Origin of the sequence: Moraxella sp. CTOTU47618, from assembly GCF_032017425.1 — a bacterium.
Taxonomy (GTDB): Bacteria; Pseudomonadota; Gammaproteobacteria; order Pseudomonadales; family Moraxellaceae; genus Faucicola; species Faucicola tetraodonis.
The window spans coordinates 20,523-41,244 of record NZ_DALZPW010000008.1; the positions used below are offsets into that span (position 1 = coordinate 20,523).

At 44.4% G+C, this 20,722-nt stretch carries 13 protein-coding genes; 4 read left to right on the plus strand and 9 right to left on the minus strand.

What is annotated here, in order from left to right; translation table 11 throughout:
• Window positions 1-725: 725 nt before the first annotated feature.
• The 4 genes from ispF (at window position 726) to RTS09_RS07545 (ending at window position 5,050) form a co-directional block, all read left to right on the plus strand.
• Window positions 726-1,226, plus strand: a complete 501-nt coding sequence (gene ispF / locus RTS09_RS07530; RefSeq protein ID WP_065253686.1) for a 2-C-methyl-D-erythritol 2,4-cyclodiphosphate synthase — start codon at window positions 726-728, stop codon at window positions 1,224-1,226.
• Between the two features lie 171 nt (window positions 1,227-1,397).
• Window positions 1,398-1,736 (plus strand): Grx4 family monothiol glutaredoxin, encoded by a 339-nt coding sequence (gene grxD / locus RTS09_RS07535; RefSeq protein WP_007116440.1) that lies wholly within the window; start codon window positions 1,398-1,400, stop codon window positions 1,734-1,736.
• A 65-nt stretch (window positions 1,737-1,801) separates the two neighbouring features.
• Window positions 1,802-3,922: a DNA polymerase III subunit gamma/tau gene (gene dnaX / locus RTS09_RS07540; RefSeq protein ID WP_312535734.1), complete on the plus strand. Its 2,121-nt coding sequence runs from the start codon at window positions 1,802-1,804 to the stop codon at window positions 3,920-3,922.
• Between the two features lie 228 nt (window positions 3,923-4,150).
• Window positions 4,151-5,050, plus strand: coding sequence for a LysR family transcriptional regulator (locus tag RTS09_RS07545; protein ID WP_076774597.1), 900 nt, complete (start codon window positions 4,151-4,153; stop codon window positions 5,048-5,050).
• A gap of 115 nt (window positions 5,051-5,165) precedes the next feature.
• Here the strand turns inward: RTS09_RS07545 and RTS09_RS07550 are convergent, their stop codons facing one another.
• The 9 genes from RTS09_RS07550 to RTS09_RS07590 all read right to left on the minus strand — a co-directional run bounded on the left by RTS09_RS07550 (window position 5,166) and on the right by RTS09_RS07590 (window position 20,722).
• A complete protein-coding gene (locus tag RTS09_RS07550; RefSeq protein WP_312535741.1) occupies window positions 5,166-7,481 on the minus strand; it encodes a lipase family alpha/beta hydrolase in 2,316 nt (771 codons plus the stop codon).
• A gap of 199 nt (window positions 7,482-7,680) precedes the next feature.
• Window positions 7,681-8,733 carry a tetratricopeptide repeat protein gene (locus RTS09_RS07555; protein WP_312535743.1) on the minus strand — a complete coding sequence of 351 codons (1,053 nt, stop codon included), beginning with the start codon at window positions 8,731-8,733 and terminating at the stop codon, window positions 7,681-7,683.
• A 230-nt stretch (window positions 8,734-8,963) separates the two neighbouring features.
• A complete protein-coding gene (gene coq7 / locus RTS09_RS07560) occupies window positions 8,964-9,626 on the minus strand; it encodes a 2-polyprenyl-3-methyl-6-methoxy-1,4-benzoquinone monooxygenase (protein ID WP_076774590.1) in 663 nt (220 codons plus the stop codon).
• A 175-nt stretch (window positions 9,627-9,801) separates the two neighbouring features.
• Window positions 9,802-11,910, minus strand: a complete 2,109-nt coding sequence (gene phaC / locus RTS09_RS07565; protein ID WP_138018853.1) for a class I poly(R)-hydroxyalkanoic acid synthase — start codon at window positions 11,908-11,910, stop codon at window positions 9,802-9,804.
• Between the two features lie 199 nt (window positions 11,911-12,109).
• Complete coding sequence (locus tag RTS09_RS07570; protein WP_159675955.1) at window positions 12,110-12,706, minus strand: phasin family protein; 597 nt, start codon at window positions 12,704-12,706, stop codon at window positions 12,110-12,112.
• Between the two features lie 310 nt (window positions 12,707-13,016).
• Window positions 13,017-14,246, minus strand: coding sequence for an acetate/propionate family kinase (locus tag RTS09_RS07575; RefSeq protein WP_158071775.1), 1,230 nt, complete (start codon window positions 14,244-14,246; stop codon window positions 13,017-13,019).
• 40 nt (window positions 14,247-14,286) lie between these two features.
• Window positions 14,287-15,201 carry a bifunctional enoyl-CoA hydratase/phosphate acetyltransferase gene (locus RTS09_RS07580; RefSeq protein WP_312535751.1) on the minus strand — a complete coding sequence of 305 codons (915 nt, stop codon included), beginning with the start codon at window positions 15,199-15,201 and terminating at the stop codon, window positions 14,287-14,289.
• A gap of 203 nt (window positions 15,202-15,404) precedes the next feature.
• Complete coding sequence (locus tag RTS09_RS07585; RefSeq protein ID WP_312535754.1) at window positions 15,405-19,190, minus strand: AAA family ATPase; 3,786 nt, start codon at window positions 19,188-19,190, stop codon at window positions 15,405-15,407.
• Window positions 19,187-20,722, minus strand: coding sequence for an exonuclease SbcCD subunit D C-terminal domain-containing protein (locus RTS09_RS07590; RefSeq protein WP_312535757.1), 1,536 nt, complete (start codon window positions 20,720-20,722; stop codon window positions 19,187-19,189). The genes RTS09_RS07585 and RTS09_RS07590 overlap by 4 nt, the downstream gene beginning before the upstream one ends.

Here is a 20,722-nt window from a genome sequence, read left to right on the forward strand (position 1 = left end):
ACGGCTTAAATTTTAAGCCGTTTTTTTATTGCCTATCACTCAGATGGTTTATCATTAAAAAGTAGCAATGCAACAACAAGGATGCAAAATTAATATTAATAGTTTTATTAAGGAAACTAAAGAAACTTAATTTAACAATTCATAACAAAGAGCACATAGAGCGTAGGTGCAAATCCGCTAAAATAAATTCATCACGACATAAATACAAGCTTTGTTGACTACGATATTACTAAGACAGAATCACTAAAACAAAAAATAAAATAAAAAACGATAAAAATAAAAAAGCCATAATTTGGCATTATGGCTAACATCAGTAAAACAAAGAAGAAGAAAGAAACAATAAAAATAAAAACAAGTAGTGCATTACCCACTCCCATCAAGTTCCCCACTTGATGGGTTTATTTTTATATTATATAACGTTATATAATAAAATACCATAGCAATTTACTAGGATTTATCAATTTTTTTTAAATAATATAGGCTAACTTGTTTAATAGCCGATTTTTATGCTATGTAGCGGTAGCGCCAGCAATGGGGTATTAAAAGTTGCTATTCACAAGTTGTTTTTCCCAATTTGCTATTCCTAAGTTACTAGTCTAAGCTGCCTAGCTACTTGTAAATCATGCTTTAACCGTTAAAATAGAGACCGATAAAATAGACACCATTAAACCAAACAGAATAGCCTACCAAAATCACGACAGTAAGATAAAAAAATAGGATTAACCATGATAAGAATCGGTCAGGGTATTGACGTCCATGCCTTTGTTAATGACGGCACAGAAAACCAATTCATAACATTAGGCGGGGTACAAATTCCCCATACCCACAGTTTGCTTGCGCATTCTGATGGCGATGTGGTGCTACATGCGTTGTGTGATGCGTTGCTTGGTGCATTGGCACTTGGCGATATTGGGCAGTTTTTCCCAGATACCGATGAGCGTTTTCGCAATATAGATTCGACCATTTTGCTAAACCAAGTGTACCAGTTTATCCAATCAAAAGGCTTTGCGCTTATTAATGCCGACATCACTATCATGGCGGAGCGTCCAAAACTATTGCCTTATCGTAACGAGATTCAATCGCGTATTGCCGGTGTCATGGGCTGCGCGATTGACCAAATCAGCGTCAAAGCCACCACGACTGAAAAGCTTGGGTTTACCGGTCGTCAAGAAGGGATCATGGTAAGCTGTGTGGTGTTGCTTGAACAAGTGACTTCATCAAATTAATGGAATTTGCGGGTGATTTTGCTGCTGACTTTTTTGGGGTGGGCATCTTGAATGTTTACTTTCAATAACCATTATAGCGTATAATAGCAACCCTGCACTCATTATTAGTGAGTCAAATTCTAGCTGCGAAGATAGCGCTCTACTTTAAAGGGCTTGATAAAGGAATTTCATATGACTGATATGAACCAAACTGACATCGAACAAACCATCCGTGACCAAATCGCTCAACACAGCGTATTGCTTTACATGAAAGGCACGCCACAGTTTCCACAATGCGGTTTTTCTGCGCGTGCGGTGGATGTGCTAACCCAAATTGGCCGCCCATTTGCGTTTGTCAATATTCTTGAAAACCCAGAAATCCGTGCCACTTTGCCACAGATTGCTAACTGGCCAACTTTCCCACAATTATGGGTGGCAGGTGAGCTGATTGGCGGCAGTGATATTATCTATCAAATGTTCCAAGACGGTGAATTACAGCCTCTAATTGAAGCCAATAGCCCAGCGGTTTAGTTTTACTACGAGTGGGTTAAGGTTATTTCTTTTTTTAACGTTTTTGTTGTCATGTATCCATAACCATGTATCAAGTCCTAGCACGCAAATATCGTCCAAAAAACTTCCATGAGCTGCTGGGACAAGAACATGTGTCCAAAGCATTAATCAATGCCATCCATAACCAGCGCTTGCATCATGCTTATCTATTTACGGGTACGCGCGGCGTCGGCAAAACTACCATTGCGCGTATTTTGGCAAAATGCCTTAACTGTGAGACAGGGGTGACAAGCGAGCCTTGTGGCGTATGTGGTGTATGCCAATCCATCGATAGTGGTCGCTTTATTGATTTGATTGAGATTGATGCGGCATCACGTACCAAAGTTGAAGATACCCGTGAATTACTCGACAACGTACCGTATGCACCAACGCAAGGTCGCTACAAAGTCTATCTAATTGATGAAGTGCATATGCTATCGACGCATAGTTTTAATGCGCTACTCAAGACCCTCGAAGAGCCGCCAGCGCATGTGAAGTTTCTGCTTGCGACCACAGACCCACAAAAACTGCCCATTACCATCATCTCGCGTTGTCTGCAATTTGTACTCAGACCTTTGCCGCAAGTGGCGCTCGCTGAATATCTTGGTACGATTCTGAACAAAGAACAAATCAGCTACGAGCCTGATGCCTTATGGCAGCTATCGAGCAGTGCCAAAGGCTCCGTGCGCGATGCGTTGTCACTCACTGATCAAGCCATTGCATTTGGCAATGGCAATGTCACAGATGAAGTGATTCGCCAGATGCTTGGCTTAATTGACCAAGCCGATGTCATCGCTATCCTTGCCAATATTTATCAGCAAAATACCCAGCAGCTGACGCAATCCATTCAGCTTCTGCGCGAGCAGGTGGTAGATGCCAAAGCCGTATTTGACAGATTGGCTGAGATGCTACATCAATTGGCAATTTTGCAAGCCTTGCCAAATTTTGATTTGCAACTCAATCGCCAGCAAAGCGAGCAATTGCAACAACTTGCTCAGCAGTTACCCGCAGAGCTATTACAGCTATATTATGACATTGTGGTAAAAAGCCGTGAAAACTTGGCATTAGCTAATACGCCGATGCAAGCGTTAGAGATGTGTTTACTCCGCTTGATGGCGTTCAAGCCGCTTCATCGTAATCAAATCCCGCTTCGTTTACCAATCGCTAATAATCCTGATTCTCAAAGTCCCGATTCTCAAAGTCCTGATTCTCAAAGTCCTGATTTTCAAATTGTTGATACAACGCCTAGCGAAGCCATACAAGGTGCAAAATCTTCAGTGCTGGCTGAAGTTAGCGTACAAGTAACTTCGGAGCAGAGTGATAATAACTTATCGGATGACAATCTGCTCAAATCTGCTTCAAACGTTGATAGCGTTGATAGCGTTGAACAAGGCATTGAAGAAAGCATTGAACAACAGGTATTTAATGATAGCCATTTAATATCTATCGATGAAGCCGCGGTCAATACCAGTACACAGCAAACGCCCACCATAGAAGACGATGCCGATGCCAATCGCTTATCTGACTTGCAACCCAGTGACAGTCATCATGAAACTAGCGTGCCTGGTATTGTTACTGCACCTGTCATGGTTACACAGGATAGCAACCCGATAAAAAAAAATGAGCCAGCGCCAGTCGCCGTAGCTACTAATGTCAATGTTAATGTTGATGTTGACAATCCTCCCCAACACATGAGAAGGGTAGAGGGTAGTGATATTGCTGATATATCGCCACTGGCGTTGCTCAAACCCACTGATGTACCACTTGAAGGCGAATGGACGCCTGCCAAATGGGATTATTGGGTGTTTAATGCCCGTGAGCAAGGCTGGCTCGATGATGATGAATTAGTGCTTGCCAAACGCGGGGTTATGACGGGCGAGATTCATGGGATTAGCCAATTTGTCACTGAACAAAGCTTTTTGACCCATACCGCAACTTTTGATAATTTTTGCCAAAAACTTCGACAGCGTTTTGAGGGTATTGATATTCGTTTGGCGGAGGGGGCAAGTAATTTTCAAGCGCTAGAGAAATTAACACCAGAAGCACTCCAAGAAGCCCGCGAAAAACTAGCATTACAACAAGCTACTCATCAGCTTGAACAACAAGCAGTTACCCAGGCACTGTTGCAGCAACACGCCTCGATTAGCTCTGTTAAGTTAATTCAATAAGTCAATTTAATTTATATAAATTCTAATTTTTACTTTTTTAACAGACGAATAATTGAAGAAAACCAATATTTGTTAAAAAAATCAATAAAATACACTATTAAATAGTTGAAAAAAATATTAATAATTTTAGTTAATAAATCCCGATGTCGTTTAATTTATCTTGCTAATAACGTATAATACATCAGCTTTTAACAGTGACTTTGATTAAGTGATAAAATTGGGTGAAATATGCTTGATAATTTAAGAGGCATGGCGGTTTTTGCAAGTGTTGTACGTCATGCTTCATTTAGTGGTGCTGCAAAAGAACTGGGCATAACAACAAGTGCGGTTAGTCAACAAATCCGCTCGTTAGAAAACGATATGGGTGTGGTGTTATTGCATCGCTCGACTCGTAAGTTAAGCTTAACAGAAGCAGGCACTAGTTTTTATGAGAGTGCCAAAGATGTGGTTGCGGCAGCCGAACAAGGTCGTATCCGTGTCAATCAATTACGCGATGAGTTAGCAGGGAACTTACGCATTGCGACCACGCCAGAATTGGGTGTGAATCATATTTTACCGGCGCTGTCGACTTGGATTTCGGCGCATGATGATTTAACCATCCATTTTGAAGCGGACAATCAGTATGTTGACTTGATTGAAGAGCGTATCGATATCGCCCTTCGGATGTCACCAAACCTTAATGACAGTAATTTATCGGCGTTTCCTTTGACTGAGATACGTCAGCTGCTGGTGGCTTCACCGCATTTTTTACGTCAAAATGAAAAATTAACTGAGCCAAAAGATTTAGCCAAACTCAATATGATTGGCATTAGCCTTATCAAAGATCCCAATCAAGTCGATATGATCAATGTGGAAACAGGTAAAAAATCACGCGTGCGTATGCCAACGCGTATTCAAACCAACAACATTATGCTTGCCACGACCCTTGCCAAAGAAGGGCATGGCGTTGCCCGTATCATGTCACTCGATATCCAAAAAGAATTGGCAAATGGCGATTTGGTGGAAGTATTGCCAGGTTACCAATTACCAAGTTATATGCTGTATGCGGTAACACCCCGGCATGAACAACAACCTGCGAAGGTGACGCGCTGTCTTGAAGTGTTGACCAAGTATTTTGCTAAAGTTTAGCGGTTGGACTGTCAGCAGTATCAATAATTAGTAGCAATAAACAGTTAAATAAAAAACAGTGTCATAAAAAGCGAATAGTGAAGCCTATTCGCTTTTTTATTGATGTTGATAGCCACTAAGGCTGTCTGTCAGGCGGCGCTTGGGTGATGCCATAGCGAGCGAGATGTTGATGCAGGATGCGACGTAACTCCAAAATCGCCTGCGGGCTGGTATGAACATTGTGACGACCGGTAAGCACTTTTTCAGATTCCACGCCTTCTAAATGCGAGCTGTTGTACGGCACAATACCATCAGAGACACGGTCGGTTGCGCCATATTTCACCGATTCTAAGAGTTGCTTTTTCTCATCTAGGCTTTGTTTGGCTTGCGCCAGATTCGTGGTGTTATACAGCTTGGTCTCTGTGGCGGGTTTCACGGTCGTGGTTGTATTGTCATTTTTCAAAGATGTTATGGATGCCGATACATCATCAGTAGTACTATTGGCTGCCTTAGCGGTAAGCTGATTGAGCGCATTGGACAAATCCTTATCATTAGTGGCGATGATGTTATTGACCGCAACATTGGGCGCGATGGTGACATCTGCCGTTAATTGGTTAAAGTAAGAGCGGCTGCTCAACTGGCTGGCGCCATTTTCCAAAAATAGCTGTGCCAGCGGATTGCTTGAAACCACGCCTTCAGTAAATAGCGAATTTAAATTGTCATACACGGTGCGGATAAATCCTGCCGGTAGTGAGATGATACGGCGCAAACTGCGAGTAAACCAGCGATCGGCATAATCGGTACCGCGAAATGGCGAAGAGATAAAAATCGCGCGATCGACTTGCGGCAGGGCTTGAAGTTTGAAGCGGTCACTGAGCGTTTTATTTTGCGCATGACGGACAAATGCCGCGTAGCCTGCTGAAAAATTATTCATCTGTGAGTAATTGGCAACCAGCGATTCGACTTTGGGCGTCAAGTCATCATTTGATACCAACAAACGCCCAATCACCCCACCCATACTATGACCAATCAGCACCGCATGTTGACTGGCAACGTCCTGCTGCTTAGGATCGACAATTTTAAAAGTGCGTTCAATCAAGTCATAAATTTGGTGGCGGTTTTCTAGCATCGGGATATTGGTTGGATAAAAAATCTGCCAAACTTGGAAGTTTTCGCGAAGTTTTGGGTCATTAAAAATGTCATTGGTCAGTCCAATCCAAGTTTCAGGACTCGATGCCAACCCATGCATCATGATAATCACGCGCTTATTAGGATTGTAAGGCTCAAGCATAAATAAATGCGGCTGGGTTTGCTGATACGGCGAGGAAAACATACTAAAATAGCTGATATTGCCTAGGCGATTGTCCTGTGACCACAAGCCGTAGGCTGCCGAAAAATTCGCCGATAGCGCAAAATCTTTGTTGAGAATAGAGACACTTTTAAACTGATAGGGATCATAAATATTGAGCGAAAAATCGGTGGTTTTTTGTACCTCATCAATGGTATTGCCTTTGGGCACCAACACCGCGGTCATAGGCAAATGCCCTGATTGGTGGATACGTTCTTCTAACGGTGTATCATTGGCATAGTGTTGCAACAAGTCAATAATCACCGCCGTATTGATGCGACTATTGAGTAGCGCCACATAATTGATACCAAAGCCATCGCGGCGACTGATGGTATTAAATTTTGATAAATTAATCTGGTAGCTTGAAATCAGTTTCATCGATGCCGATTTGTCAGTAAACGGCTGTCCATTGATACTGACACGCAGGTTGTTGCGAGTGATTTGATAATTTTCTGCCATTTTTTGATGATACAAGCGATCACCTAACGCATCGATGGCAGCGTAATACAAGTCCTGAATTTGGGTATCGCGTTGTTTTGGCAGATAATACAATTGTGACGGTTGTTGATTGACGACGGTTGGATTGAGGATATCGTACATCAAATAAATGTAAGAAAACCGAATCGATTGCAGCATATCGTCTTGAAAGGCGATAGTACAAGAAATTTCATCGGGTTTGGGCGCTACAATGTCGGTCTTGCCAACCAAATTTTTGGCATAGTCTGTGGTCAAATCTTTTGGCGGATTGGTACAAGTTTTGGCTTGCTGGCGCTGCTGGGCAGAGGCATAAAACAGCTCGCTAATTGCGCCATAAATCCCTTTATCGGTATTAAGATCTGCTTGCTTGAGCGTCACTACACAGGCAGGCATATTTGCCAAGCATTTCTCTTCATCTAAACCTGCCTGCACTAAACGGCTTTTGGTGTCAGAACTCAAGCGGTTGCCCGATAACACGCTGACGCGCTGATCTATGATGGCTCTTGCAGTATCGCGGCTACCGATTTTGGTGGTGGCGCAGCCACTAAGGGTGATGATAGTAACCAATGTCGTCGCTGTGATGAGAGACTTTTGACAAAATCTAGTAGATTGGTTTGTTAGCGGCATGGTGATTTACTCGGCTAAAATAGAGCAAAAAAGAATAGAGCAACAATGGATATCGCAAAAAATGCAACGCAAAAAATCTGCCTATCACTGAATGATAGGGTGAAAAAAATCACCATGCTAAAATTCAACTATGATGGTGAATTAGCATGGTGACTTAGCAGTGATATTAAACCACGGCTAGGGTATGAACGCAAAAAAATTATTGAACGACTTTTGCAGGGATATCCCAAATATAGTATTTACCGCTATCAATGATGCGTAATTGTTCATCGATATACGGATTGTCTGGGTTTTTGGCCTTAAATTCCGTTAACCGTTGAATGGCACGGTCTTTTTTGTCATCCAATAAATCCGCTTGCGCCAAACTTTGCGTAGCTTCTAGATAGCCCATTTTTTCGGCTTTTTCTAAGTATTTGGCACCTTCTTTAAAGCCGCCACCCTCAGCGAGCATTGCGCCATATAAGAAGTTGGCTTCTGCCGTGTCATTGAGCCTCACGGCACGGGCGATATAATTGCCTGCACGCACGGCATAATCAGAACCTAAATCCAGATTGCGACCCATCGCATTGAGTTTTGCTGCACGCAGTAGCACCTCATAAGAGGCATTTGGATTTTGTGCGTAGGTCTCAATCCATGCGGTCAATGATTTGAGTCGCTCAGTGGTGTTGTAGCGCTCAGTACGGCTCGAAAAAACAGGGGGGTAGTGACGTGCCATTGGGGTAACATAAGTAATAAAATCGTCTAACACGCTGACATCTAACTGTGTACTATTATCCGTGGTTCTTGGAACCAAAATGGTTTTTATTGTTGAGATATTACTAAGCGTTAAAGTCGGCAGTGGGATATTGGCAAGATTTTGCGCTGAAATATCCGTGCCTACCAATTGTACGCTGTTGGTAGATGGATAAATCACGTTGGCAACCGTGGGGGCGGTCAAGACAGGCACTATCATTGAACCTGTATTTGAGGTGGCTGACGGCGTTGTCGTTTGCGGGGTAGTATTCTTCACGCTATTACTGACTGTATCAGCCGATTTTTCAGTTGATTTTTTCGTGTTTTTGGCTTTGGCAACCGTGGTTTTTTTAGTGGCTGTTGTCTGGGTAGCGGGTTTTGCCCCGGTGGTTTTGGTGGTGGTCGTCTTAGTCGTTGTTTTTGCGGTTGCAGCCATTGCTACAGTGGCATTGGTTGCCATCAAAATAGCTAAGGTGTAGGCTAGGGGGGTATAGACTAGGGGTTTTACCATGTGAATCATTGAAATTTCCTTAAAAAATTGGGTGGGATAGATTGCACAAATCAATCAGCTTATCCCATAGTAACAATGTAAAGCAACAATCTAAAAATACTATCAAAAAAAAATAAAGTTATTGTTATATTTTTACGCCAAAACAGCGCGTTTAAGCAAGGTTATAGCAATAAACACGCAGCAAACGATTGAGCCTGTCAATCAGGCTCATTTAAACACGCTCGGCTAAACATGCTTGTTTAAATATGATACGCCACCGTTTTCATGCAATTAGCCAAAAAACGCATCGTGGTTTTGATGGGTAGGGGCAATGGGCTGGCGCCTGATTCGACTGCTTTATCACGGTGATGTAATTCTTCTTTATCCATTTGGCTTAAAATCTCAGCGCTGCGTTTATCTTGGGCAGGCAGCTTACCAAGATGGCTGTGCAAATGCTCGCTGACTTGGGTTTCTGTCTCTGCGACAAACCCCAAACTAAACTCATCAGAAATCAATCCCGCTACCGCACCCATGCCAAACGATAGCCCATACCAAAGCGGACTAAAAATACTGGGATGGCTACCCAATTCATTTAACCGCGTCTCACACCATACCAAATGGTCAATTTCCTCTAGCGCAGATTGGTGCATGGCTTTTTTGACTGTTGCTTGTTTGGCGGTAAATGCTTGACCGTGATACAGTCCTTGCGCGCACACTTCGCCCGTGTGATTGATACGCATGAGGCCTGCGACATGACGCGCTTCTTCCACGGAGAGTTTTGGCACATCGGGGCTAGAGACAGGCAAAGGACGGGTGCTAGGATTGCTGTTTGGAATAAACGAGCGAATCGCCCGATCAAAGAAGACAATATTGCGGTCTAGCTTACTGAGTGATAAGTTGTTTTGTGTTGGTTCAATCGACATAGGCGCTCTATTCAAAGTGTTTGCAATCGCTATTATGCGCAGAATATGGCGTTAATTCTACTCAATATCACAACTTTTGACTAGCAAATCTATGTAGCTGATGGGCGATTTGGCTATTTTGTAAAAATCCCGTGATAGGCTGGGCAATCACGGGATGTTATGTGATAACGATATATTATACGGGTGGTAATTGTGAACGGTAAGCTTCTGCAAAGTTATGACCCGTCAAGGCTTCAGTCGCTTTGACCGTGACATAGCTACCTGGGGCATCGCCATAGGTTGGGATTTCTTTACCTTGGCTATTTTGACCGACAACACGGGCATTGATTTCGTTGCCCTCAAATGGTTTGATCCAGTCATGCCATCTTGTCCACCATGTGTCTTTAACATAGGTGGCGTCTTTGTACCATTGGTCAGCGTCCGCAGTGTAGTTATCATTAGTGTAATAACCATATTTACTACCAGGGGGGTTCATGATACCCGCAATATGACCTGATTCCCCCAACACAAATACTTTTTCACCGCCAAATACTTGCGTGCCTGGATAACAGCTTTTCCATTTTGCGATATGGTCTTGCAAGGTTGCGACCATAAACACAGGGGTTTTAACTTTTGATAAGTCAATTTTCACGCCGTCAATTTCAACCCCACCCGGTTTACGCAGCAAGTTGTTGATATAGAACTCACGCAGTAGAAAATGATGCAGCGCAGCAGTCACGTTGGTACAGTCTGAATTCCAGTATAACAAGTCAAAAGGTACAGGACGCTCACCTTTGAGGTAATTTTGTACGTAGTAATTCCAGTATAGGCTGTTCTCACGGAGTAGGCTAAATGACACGCCCATCATTCGCCCGTCAAACACGCCTTTGTCGGCGTTCTGCTTGTCAATCGCCGCAACGATTTTATCATCGATAAAGACACCGATATCACCTGGATCTGAGAAGTCAATAATAGTCGCCCAAAGTGTCGCACTGGCAATACGGCTTTCTTGCTTGGTCGCGGCAAGATAGCCTAACGTCAATGCGGTCAACATACCCCCAATACAATAACCTGTAATATTGATGGTTTTTTCACCTGTGATGGCTTCAATTTGATCCATCGCCGCAAGCACACCGTCTTTCATGTAAGTGCTCATGCCAACATTTTTGTACTCAGGCGTCGGGTTCGCCCAAGAGATGACATAAACCGTATGACCTTCGTTGACAGCCCAATGCACAAACGAGTTGTTCTCACGTAAGTCCATGATGTAGAATTTGTTGATCCAAGGCGGCACCATCAACAACGGACGTTGTTTTACTTTTTCAGTTGAAGGGTCATACTGGATGAGCTGCATCATGTGGTTTTCAAATACCACTTTTCCTTTCGAGGTGGCGATGTTGTCACCCACCCGAAACGCACTCTGGTCAGTCATACGGATATTGAGTGTATCAGCGCTATTACCCATGTCCTCAGCCAACTGCTTCATCCCTTGAACCAGATTTTGCCCCCGACTTTCGATGGTCAAACGTAGTACCTCTGGGTTGGTCAATAAGAAGTTGGTTGGGGCTACTGCATTGATCCATTGGCGGGTAAAAAAAGCCAAGCGTTGACGGGTTTTTTCATCAATACCTTCAACGCCATCAATCGCATCCATCATCGCTTGGGTAGTTAATAAATAATACTGTTTTAGGAAGTTAAAAATAGGATTGTCCTCCCATTCTTCATCACTAAACCGTTTGTCGCCTTTTTCCGGGCTTGCCACTGGGTCGATTTTCTTACCGGCAAATTGTTGCAGTGTGTTTTGCCACAAGTGCATTTGGTCTTTAAACAACTGCAATTGGTCTTCAACCATCGTGCCTGGGTGATTGGTCACCATCTGACCCATTTTACGCCAACCATCCATTAAATCCATCATGATGGAAGTATTGGTATACTGCGGCGCTTGGTTGGCACGCATCGATTGCTGTGCAATCTGTTGGCTCAGTTTGGTCATATTGCCAAAAAATTCGCTATAGAATTCACCGACCGCAGCATTGTAAGGTGGAATACTAGAGGCCATGTGAGCAAATGGATTGGTTTTACTCAAAAAATCCAGCGGATTTTGAGGTATGCCAAAAGCATTGTTACCAAAAGCATTATTGCCAAAGGGAAAATTGGCAAATGGCGTGTAGCCAAAAGCATTGGTATTGGTATTCTCTGCGCCTTGGGTGTTGGAAGTATTGCTATTTGAAGCGCTATTTGAAGCGTTGTCGCTTGAGGAATGGGCGTTCGCTCCTTGATATTGGGTGTCTTTATTGTCTGCCATGATAAGTCCCGTTATTATGATGTGCTTGATAAGAATTCGTTGTGAATACGCACGCTTACTTAAAAATATGGTGGATTAGGCATCTGTCTAATCCACCACTTTTATAGATTCATAAGCCGCCATTCATCTATCAGGTAACACATAAATAGCGGTTTATAAATGATACAGTCTTAAGAATGACTACGATGCATCAAACTAATTATTTTGCTGCAGGGGTTGTTTTTGCTGCAGGTTTTACCGCTTCGCTATTTTGTGTTTGTGCTACATCATTAGCGGTGCGGGTTGCCGCAGCAGTCACGTTAGTCGCAGCTTTGTTCATGTTTTGGGTGGTTTGTTTAACCGCTTCTGACATTTGGTTTGCCGCTTTGTGCATGTTTTCGTTCACTTTGCGGTTAAAGTCTTCTGCTGTTTTTGATGCGTTGCTAGCAGCGCTTTGCATGGCATCTTGCATGCTGGATGCATTTTGGCTATAGATTTCATTCATCGCTGACATGACTTCATTACGGATTTCGTTGCCAAGCTCAGTCAAACGCTGTGCATCTGACAACATTTTTTGACCCAATTGGTTGAGCAGCTCAGTTTGTTTTTGGTTAAAGCTTGAAGCCGCTTCTGGAGAGTCAACAGAAGAAACATTGCGAAGTTGCTCAAGACCCATCTCTGAGTAATGACGCATTGTTTCTAGAGAAAAGTCAGTCATTTTTTCCGCATTTCGTAACATCGCTTGGTTGAAGCGCGACCATGGTGCGTACATTTGACGTGAACCATCTTTCATTTTATCCATAAAATCGTTGTTCATAATTGACCTCATTAAGCTACCAGAAAAAATAAGAAAGGTTTAAACACCACCAAATTACAATCCATCTTTTAATCAAAAATATGACTAAAATGAATGTGATAAGATTTAAGCATAGTCTATTTGCTTGATATTACAATATCATGAAAAATGGCTAAATTAAACCTTGCGAGGAGCTTAAAAGTAAAAAACAATCGCTATTTATGTTAATATTTGTAATAGTATAATCAACTAGACAGTAAGAGGCTGTAACCGATAAAAATCGGTTATATCTTACCATTCATCCTAAAAAAAGTTGACAGGTTTGTCACTTTTAATTATTGGTTTCTATCGTGATTGCCTGCTCAAGTGATAAAGCTAATTCAAGTTGTTCATCGGTCAATATGACATAAATTTGTTTGTCATCGTCTGAGTTGATTCGTAAAATCGGCACATCAATACGACCATCGATATTTTTATCGGCATCCAAACTAAAACCTAAAAAATCGAGTTGTTCGACAATCATCTGACGGATAATCGCCGACTGCTCACCTATCCCTGCGGTAAAGATAAGCGCATCACAGCCTTTCATACTAACCATCAGGCTTGCGATTTCTTTGGCGGCATGCGTGGCAAAATACGCCAATGCAAATTTGGCGCGTGGGTCATCGCTCGCGAGCAAATCACGCACGTCATTGCTAATTTCAGATAAACCAAGCAACCCCGACTCTTTATATAGGCATTGGTTCATTTGCTCGAGCGTCCAACCTTGCTCGACCATATATAAAATCACCCCAGCATCCAAATGACCCGGACGGGTACCCATTGGCACGCCATCTAATCCACTAAAGCCAAAGGTACTGTCTTTCGACTCGCCATTGTCGACCGCGGTGATACTACAGCCACTACCCAAATGCGCGATGATTAAGCGTTTTTTGGCAATCTTTGGGAGATAAGTTTCAAGTTTGCGCATAATCGCCTGATACGATAAACCATGAAAGCCATAACAGCGCACGCCTTGATCGCGCAGCGATTTTGGCAGCGCATAGCTAGACCAAATCTCTGGGCGATGGTAGTGAAAGGCGGTATCAAAGGCAGCGATGTGCACCAGGTTTTTATCCATGGCTTGCAGCGCGTTGACCACAGATAGGGCGGGGGGCTGATGTAGCGGACAAATCGGTGATAACTCCACCAAATGCGCCATCACTGTCTCGTTAATCACCACAGGAAAATGATAGCGTTTGCCACCATGAACCACTCGGTGGATACAGACAATCTCACGCGCGGGAAAGGCCTGTTTGACACGAGTAAACAAGCTTACCGCGGTGTCTGTCAGGCTATCTTGGGGTTCCCAGTCAGACAAAGATTGTGGCATGGCGTGCCAGACTTTGTTTTTGGTTTTTAGATTGATATTGACATCAAACAAGGGTGACCACGCAAGGGGGGATGAGTCGACTGCCTTAGCCGTGTCATACGCCGCCATTTTGATAGTCGCTGAACCTACGTTAAAAGTCACCACAATCGGGTGAGTCGAGTCAGTATGCCTCATTACAGAATCGTTCATGCTAGTCACCTCAATTAATCTCAAGTAACCTGAATTAACATCAAGCTTGTTTACGCTTTTGCGCAACGTAGGCGCCAAGGGCAATAGAATACAGGCGGTCGAGTTCATCATCCGAACGACTGGTCAACACAATCGGCACTTTTGAACCCATGACAATGCCAGCGGCTTTAGCTTCGCCCAAATAAATTAACTGTTTACCTAGCATATTGCCCGCTTCTAAGTCAGGTACCAGTAAAATATCGACATCGCCGGTGACAGGTGAGTGGATATGTTTGATATCCGCAGACTGTTGGCTAATCGCATTGTCAAACGCTAAGGGTCCATCAAGCAAGGCGCCGGTGATTTGACCCCGGTCTGCCATTTTGCATAACGCCGCGGCATCAATGGTCGATTGCATTTGCGGTTTGACTTCTTCAACCGCTGCCAAGATGGCTACTTTAGGCTGCGCAATGTCTAGCGCGTGCGCGAAATCAATCGCATTTTGCAAAATGTCTTTTTTGGTCAGCAAATCTGGCACCACGTTGAGTGCGCAATCGGTCAAGGTCAAAAGCTTGTGATACGTGGGACTTTCCATTAACCACACGTGGCTCATACGGCGCTCGGTGCGTAGGTTTTGGGTTTTATCAATCAGAACACCCATTAACTCATCGGTATGCACCGAACCTTTGATGATAAAGTCGGCTTGCTGTTCACGAACCATTTTTGCGGCGATTTCAACCGCGTCATGGCTATGCTCAGCATCCACTAACATAAAGCCTGAAATATCTAAATTGGCGTCAGTAGCGGCTTTTTCGATTTTGTGTTTTGGACCGATCAAAATCGGGGTGATGATGTGGTGCTGATGTGCTTGAATACAAGATTGCAAGATGATATCGGTAGTAGGATGCACCACCACGGCGGGGAGAGGCGAGACAAAGCGCCCTTGTGCTAAAAGCTGCGAAAGTTTGGTTAACATCGTGTTGCCCTTATGAGTTGACATAAATAACACTGAGCACTCAGGTTTTGATTAAGCGAGCGGTAAACATTGACATAAACAGTAGTATGAACCCATGACATGACAGCAAGATGAATCGGTTGTTACGGTGTGTTTGCCGCGCCGCTTAACTTATTAGCTTAGCTTATCTTAACTTAATTTGGCTTAACCAAAGCTAGCCTGAGTCAACTAATCTCGGTAATACCGGCACCGATAATTTTACTGATGCCCCCTGTTTGCGGCACTACTTGGATTTGACTGCTGATTCTATCTTTCAGCGCCTGAATATGGGAAATCACCCCAATTAGCTTGCCCGATTGCTGTAGGTTGGTTAGGGTGTCGAGCGCTACATCGAGTGCTTCTTCATCCAGCGTACCAAAGCCTTCATCCAAAAACAGCGAATCTACTTGCATGCGGTGACTGGCCATATTTGACAGTCCCAATGCAAGCGACAAGCTGATAATAAAACTCTCACCGCCTGATAGATTTTTACTGGTACGGATTTGCCCGCCTTGGTAATTGTCCATCACATTGAGCATCAAGGGCTGCTCGCTATCAGCTATCAGTAAATAACGGTCGCTCATTTTTTTGAGCTGTTCATTGGCATGGGCAACCATGATATTAAAGGTCAAGCCTTGGGCAAAGTTACGAAATTTTTTGCCATCGCTTGAACCAATCAATTGATGCAATACCTTCCATTCTTCGGTATGGTTGCGCTGTTGGTTGATGGCATCTAATAGTTGCTGCTGATTTTGTTTAAGGGCTTCATTGGCTGCTAGCTGCTGCTCAACGGCGCCCAATTGTTTTTGATCCTCGCTAAATTGCTGTTGCAATTGCCCAAGCGCATCAAGCAATTGCTCAAGTGACAGCGCAGTTTGGGGATGATCGAGTAACTGCTGCTGTATGCGTTTGGCTTCAGACAGTAGGTTATGATTGCGCTGCTGACTATCATGGAGTTGATTGGCAAGCTGTTGTAAGCGTTCCCGCTCGGTATCGACCAAAACCGCAGCGCGATAATCGGCGTCATCCACAAAACCCAATGTCGCAAAACGCTGCTGAATATCGGCTTGTAGGGTTTGCTGGGCAATTTTTAGTTGGGTAGTGCTAGTGGTCAAAGATGCGATTTGTTGTTGCAAAATCTGCAGCTGACTTAGCTGCTCATGAAAAGCTGTTTGGCTGGCTTGATAATCCTGCAAAGCCTGATTTTTTGCTTGGACTAATGCGTGAGAGACGATGTCTACCGCTTGTTCGCCAAACAAGGCGTATCGCTGCGCCTGTAGCTCGCTAATCTCTCGCGCCAATGCTTGCTGTCGCTGACGGGCTTGGTGTTGATTTTGGGTTAAATGTTGCTGATCTGCCACCAATCGGGTGAGCGTTTGCTCAATACCTGTGATGGTGTCATTGATATGGCTAAGCTTAGTTTCTAATCCTTGATAGCGCTGTAAAAGTTGCGCAAGGGTATCGATATGCTGATTTAATTGGGCATTCGCATCCTGTGTGGTATCAAAGCTAAAAGTGCGTTCGCGCGTTGCAAACGGCATCAGCAACGTGTCAATGCGCTGCATTACTTGATGTTGCTTATCGGCGATAACCAATTGCTGGGCATCAATATCGCGGATTCTGTCTTGGCGATGTTGCTGCTGATTGTGTAGCAGGGTTTGTTGCTGCAAAACATCATGGTATTGCTCGGTTAATGTGGCTAATCGCTGCTGGGTTTGCTGCTGCTCGGATTGTACGGCTTCGATTTGCGTCAGTGACTCTTGCAGTGCTACCAAAGCCTGCTGATTGTTGGTTTTTTCAGTCTGGATTGTCGTCGCCAATGTTTGAACGGCTTGGTGGTCTATATCATTATCAGCGTTAGAGGCTGTAACGGACGGTAATGTTTCAATTGCCTGTTGTACAGGCTTAGCATGTATAAGGTGTTGGCTGGCAAGCTGTAATTGATTTAATAAGCGTTGGTTGTGTGCCTGTAGGTGCTGCAAATGCTCATTGAGCTGTTGCTGGTTATTTGTGAGTGCATGCTCTTCAAGTAATAACTGCTGTAATTGGCGATTGATGTTATCAAGCCGTTGTTTGGCAATCGCTAATTGTTGCTCGGTATCATCGGGCGTGTAGGGCTGATGGGTGGCGAAAGGATGCGCGGTTGACCCACACAGCGGGCAAGGTTCGCCGTGGCGTAATTTATCGCGCTCCTCGGTTAAATTTTGAATTTTTGCCAATAAAATCAAGTTGCGGTTTAACAATTCGACAGTCTGCTCGGCGGCTTGTTGCTGCTGCTCGCTAGTTAGTCGTTGGCTAGCAATCTGAGCCAATTGAGTTTGACCATCGGCTAATTGCTGCGCAAATTGTTGATAGTGTTGTAGGTTGGTTTGCCAAGTCTGCACATCGCTTTGCATGGCGGCAAGCTGCTGGTCGGTTTGCCAATAAATTTCAACCTGCTGTCGCAATGCTGCTGCCGACTGCCCTTGTGTCAGATGATGTAAGTGACTGGTTTGGCTCTCTAAGTTTTGTCGATGCTCAGAAATTTGTGATTGCAACTGCGTGAGCTGTGATTGCAGAGCGCTGGCTTGCTGCTCATTGTGCTGAAAATCACCCTGTAGCTGCTGCTGTTCGTTGACTAAAGCCTGCGCTTGTTCACTGAGTGCTTGGCTAGATTCCTGTAGTTGGGTAAGGGAGGCCAATGTTTGAGGCAAGGTTGTTGCCTGGGGGATTTGCTGCTGCGCTTGGATGAACTGCTCACGCTGTGTTTGCTGGCTAACAAGCTGCTGCTGCTGACTATCAATGCTTTGGGCATTATGCGCCAATTGCTCACTAAGCTGTGACAACTGCTGCGCAATCTCTTGAGCGTACTGATTTTTTTGCCCAAGGGTAGTGTCAAGCTTGCGCACTTGGTTTAATAACATTTGGGCCTGTTGCCAGTCGTTTTCGGTTTGCTGGGCTTGTGCTTGACGCTCATCTTGGTTTTTTTGAGCAAGCTGGTAATTGCGTTCGGCGGTGGGTAGTTGGTGTTGGTAACCCGCAAGCTCACTGAGCTGTGCAGTCAATAAATCGCGCTGATAATCAAGTTTTTTAATATCACCCGACACTTCAAGGGCTTTTAGTGCGCGCTGTAGTCGGGTTTTTTGTGGGGCGAATTGGCTTTCTTGCTCGGCAAGGTCGCGTGCTTCATGCTCAAGTTGGTGAATTTGGTGCGTGTATGCGTCAAGGTTTTGTCGCCATAGCTTATCAGACTCGATTTTGGTCATGGCGGTTTTGGTTTGATTGACGATGTCCACCAAGGCGTTTTTTTGTGAGGTTAGGCTTTGTACTTCTTCATCAGATAACACCGTCATGCCTGATAAGCGATCCGTGAGGGTCTTAAGTTCAGCGTCTGATTGGGTTTTAAACTCGTGTACTTTTTTTGAGATATCGCCATAGATTTCGGTGCCGGTGATTTCTTCGAGCAGATTGGAGCGCTCATCGCTATTGGCTTGCAAAAAAGCGGCAAAACTGCCTTGCGCCAGTAGCATGGCACGGGTAAAACGGTCAAAATCCATGCCGGTGAATTCAGCGACCAGTTTTCTAGTTTTTCTGGTTTGGGTTTCAAGCGGTGGTAAATCTGCAGCGTCATCGGTAAAAGGGGCGATTTCGTGCATCGGCGATTGCAAGTTGCCTTCGGGTTTTTTTCTGGCGCGCTTTTGTAGCCAGGTACAGCGATAACTGCCACTTTTGGTGGCAAAAATTACTTCGCTTCGACATTCGCCGGTATGGCGTGACATGAGGTCATTTTTGCTTTGGGTAATCTCGCCCAAGCGTGGCGTCGCACCGTATAAGGCAAGACAAATGGCATCTAAAATGGTGCTTTTACCCGCCCCTGTCGAACCTGTGATGGCAAAAATACCTTCATCGGCATACGCGGCATGACGAAAGTCAATTTCCCATTCGCCTTGCAATGAATTAAGGTTTTGAAAGCGTAGCTTTAAGATTCTCATTGCTGCCCCCCTTGCAAGCTTTCAAGCACTTCAGTATATCTCGACCATAGCATGGGTTTTTGCTCTTCTAGCACTTGATGGGCAATTAGGCAGCGTTCAAACACTTGTGTTGGGTTTAACTCTTCAAGTGATTCATCTATGCGCTGGCTTTGCATCACCTGATCGCGTTTTTGCTGATTTTTGATGCGTAGTACTTCAAGCCTAGAGTCTTTAACCAGTTCTGCAATTTTTTCTGATAAATCACCCACGACTTCTTGCCCGTCATACACCACTTCAAGCCAAACCGATTGTTGGGCTTTTTTTAGGCTGTGTAAGCGGGTTTTGATGGTTTGCCAATCACCTTTGAGCGTTTGTATGGGTTGGAACACAGGAACAGGCAGCGATTGCAGTAAGGTAGTATCGCTAAGCTTGGCTATATTGTAAGGTTGCCCAATAATTTGTCCATTAGGTTGCCCACTGAGATGATCACTGGGTGTATCATATCCTGCTTTATGGGTCGCTTGAGCATCAACCTCTGCGTTAATCCCAGCCTCTGCATTTATCGCGCCAAGCATGGATGATTCAGGCAACGCTTCATCCGCAAATAAATCCATCGACGTATGGCTCACCATTTTGCGTTTTTTGACAGGGGTTGGCTCAGAAACAAGCGGCTTTTTTTGAATGGTTAAAGTCTGTAATGGCTGTGACAGTAAATCAGAGTTGGCATCAAATCGCAGCAAATGCACTTGTTTTTGCTGGCGACTTTCACCAAAACCCATGGCAATGGGTGAGCCAGCGTAACGGATGTGTGGTTGTCCGCCAACCACTTGCGGAATATGTAAATGCCCAAGCGCCACATAGTCAATCTGGGGGTGGAAAATCTCGGCACCGATACTACCAAGTGAGCCGACATACAAATCACGCACCCCATCGCCTTCCATCGTTTGCCCGCCGACGGTAAATAAATGCCCCGTTGCCACAATCGGAATGCTACGCTTATATTTGGCTTGCAGCTGCGCTTGTTGCGCAATAGCAATATCGGCAATCTGTGCATAATGGGCTTTGATGCCTTGGGCAAGTTTGCGTTCTTTATCATCAAGGCGTTCGCCATGCCCCACGGTTCGCACATCACGGTCACGCAAGTAGGGCACAGCCATGACAATGAGCTCAGGTTGCCCTGCTTTATCTAATAACGTAATCACTTCGTCAGTCGGCGTATCTGTCATACTACCGATGATATGGATGTTAAAGGCTTTGAGTAGCTGTTTGGGTGCCTCCAAAAAACTGGCCGAATCATGGTTGCCCGCGACGATAATCACATGGCGGCACTCGGTATGGCAAACTTGACTTAAAAAATCATAGTATAAATTTTGCGCTTGGTTACTGGGTGCGGTGGTATCAAAAATATCCCCTGCAATCAATAGCACATCGACTTTTTGCTCACGCAGCGTCTGTAACTGCCAGTCTAAAAACTGCTTAAATTCATCGTAGCGTGGCTTACCATAAAGCCTACGCCCCAAATGCCAATCTGATGTATGTAATAAAGTGAGCAT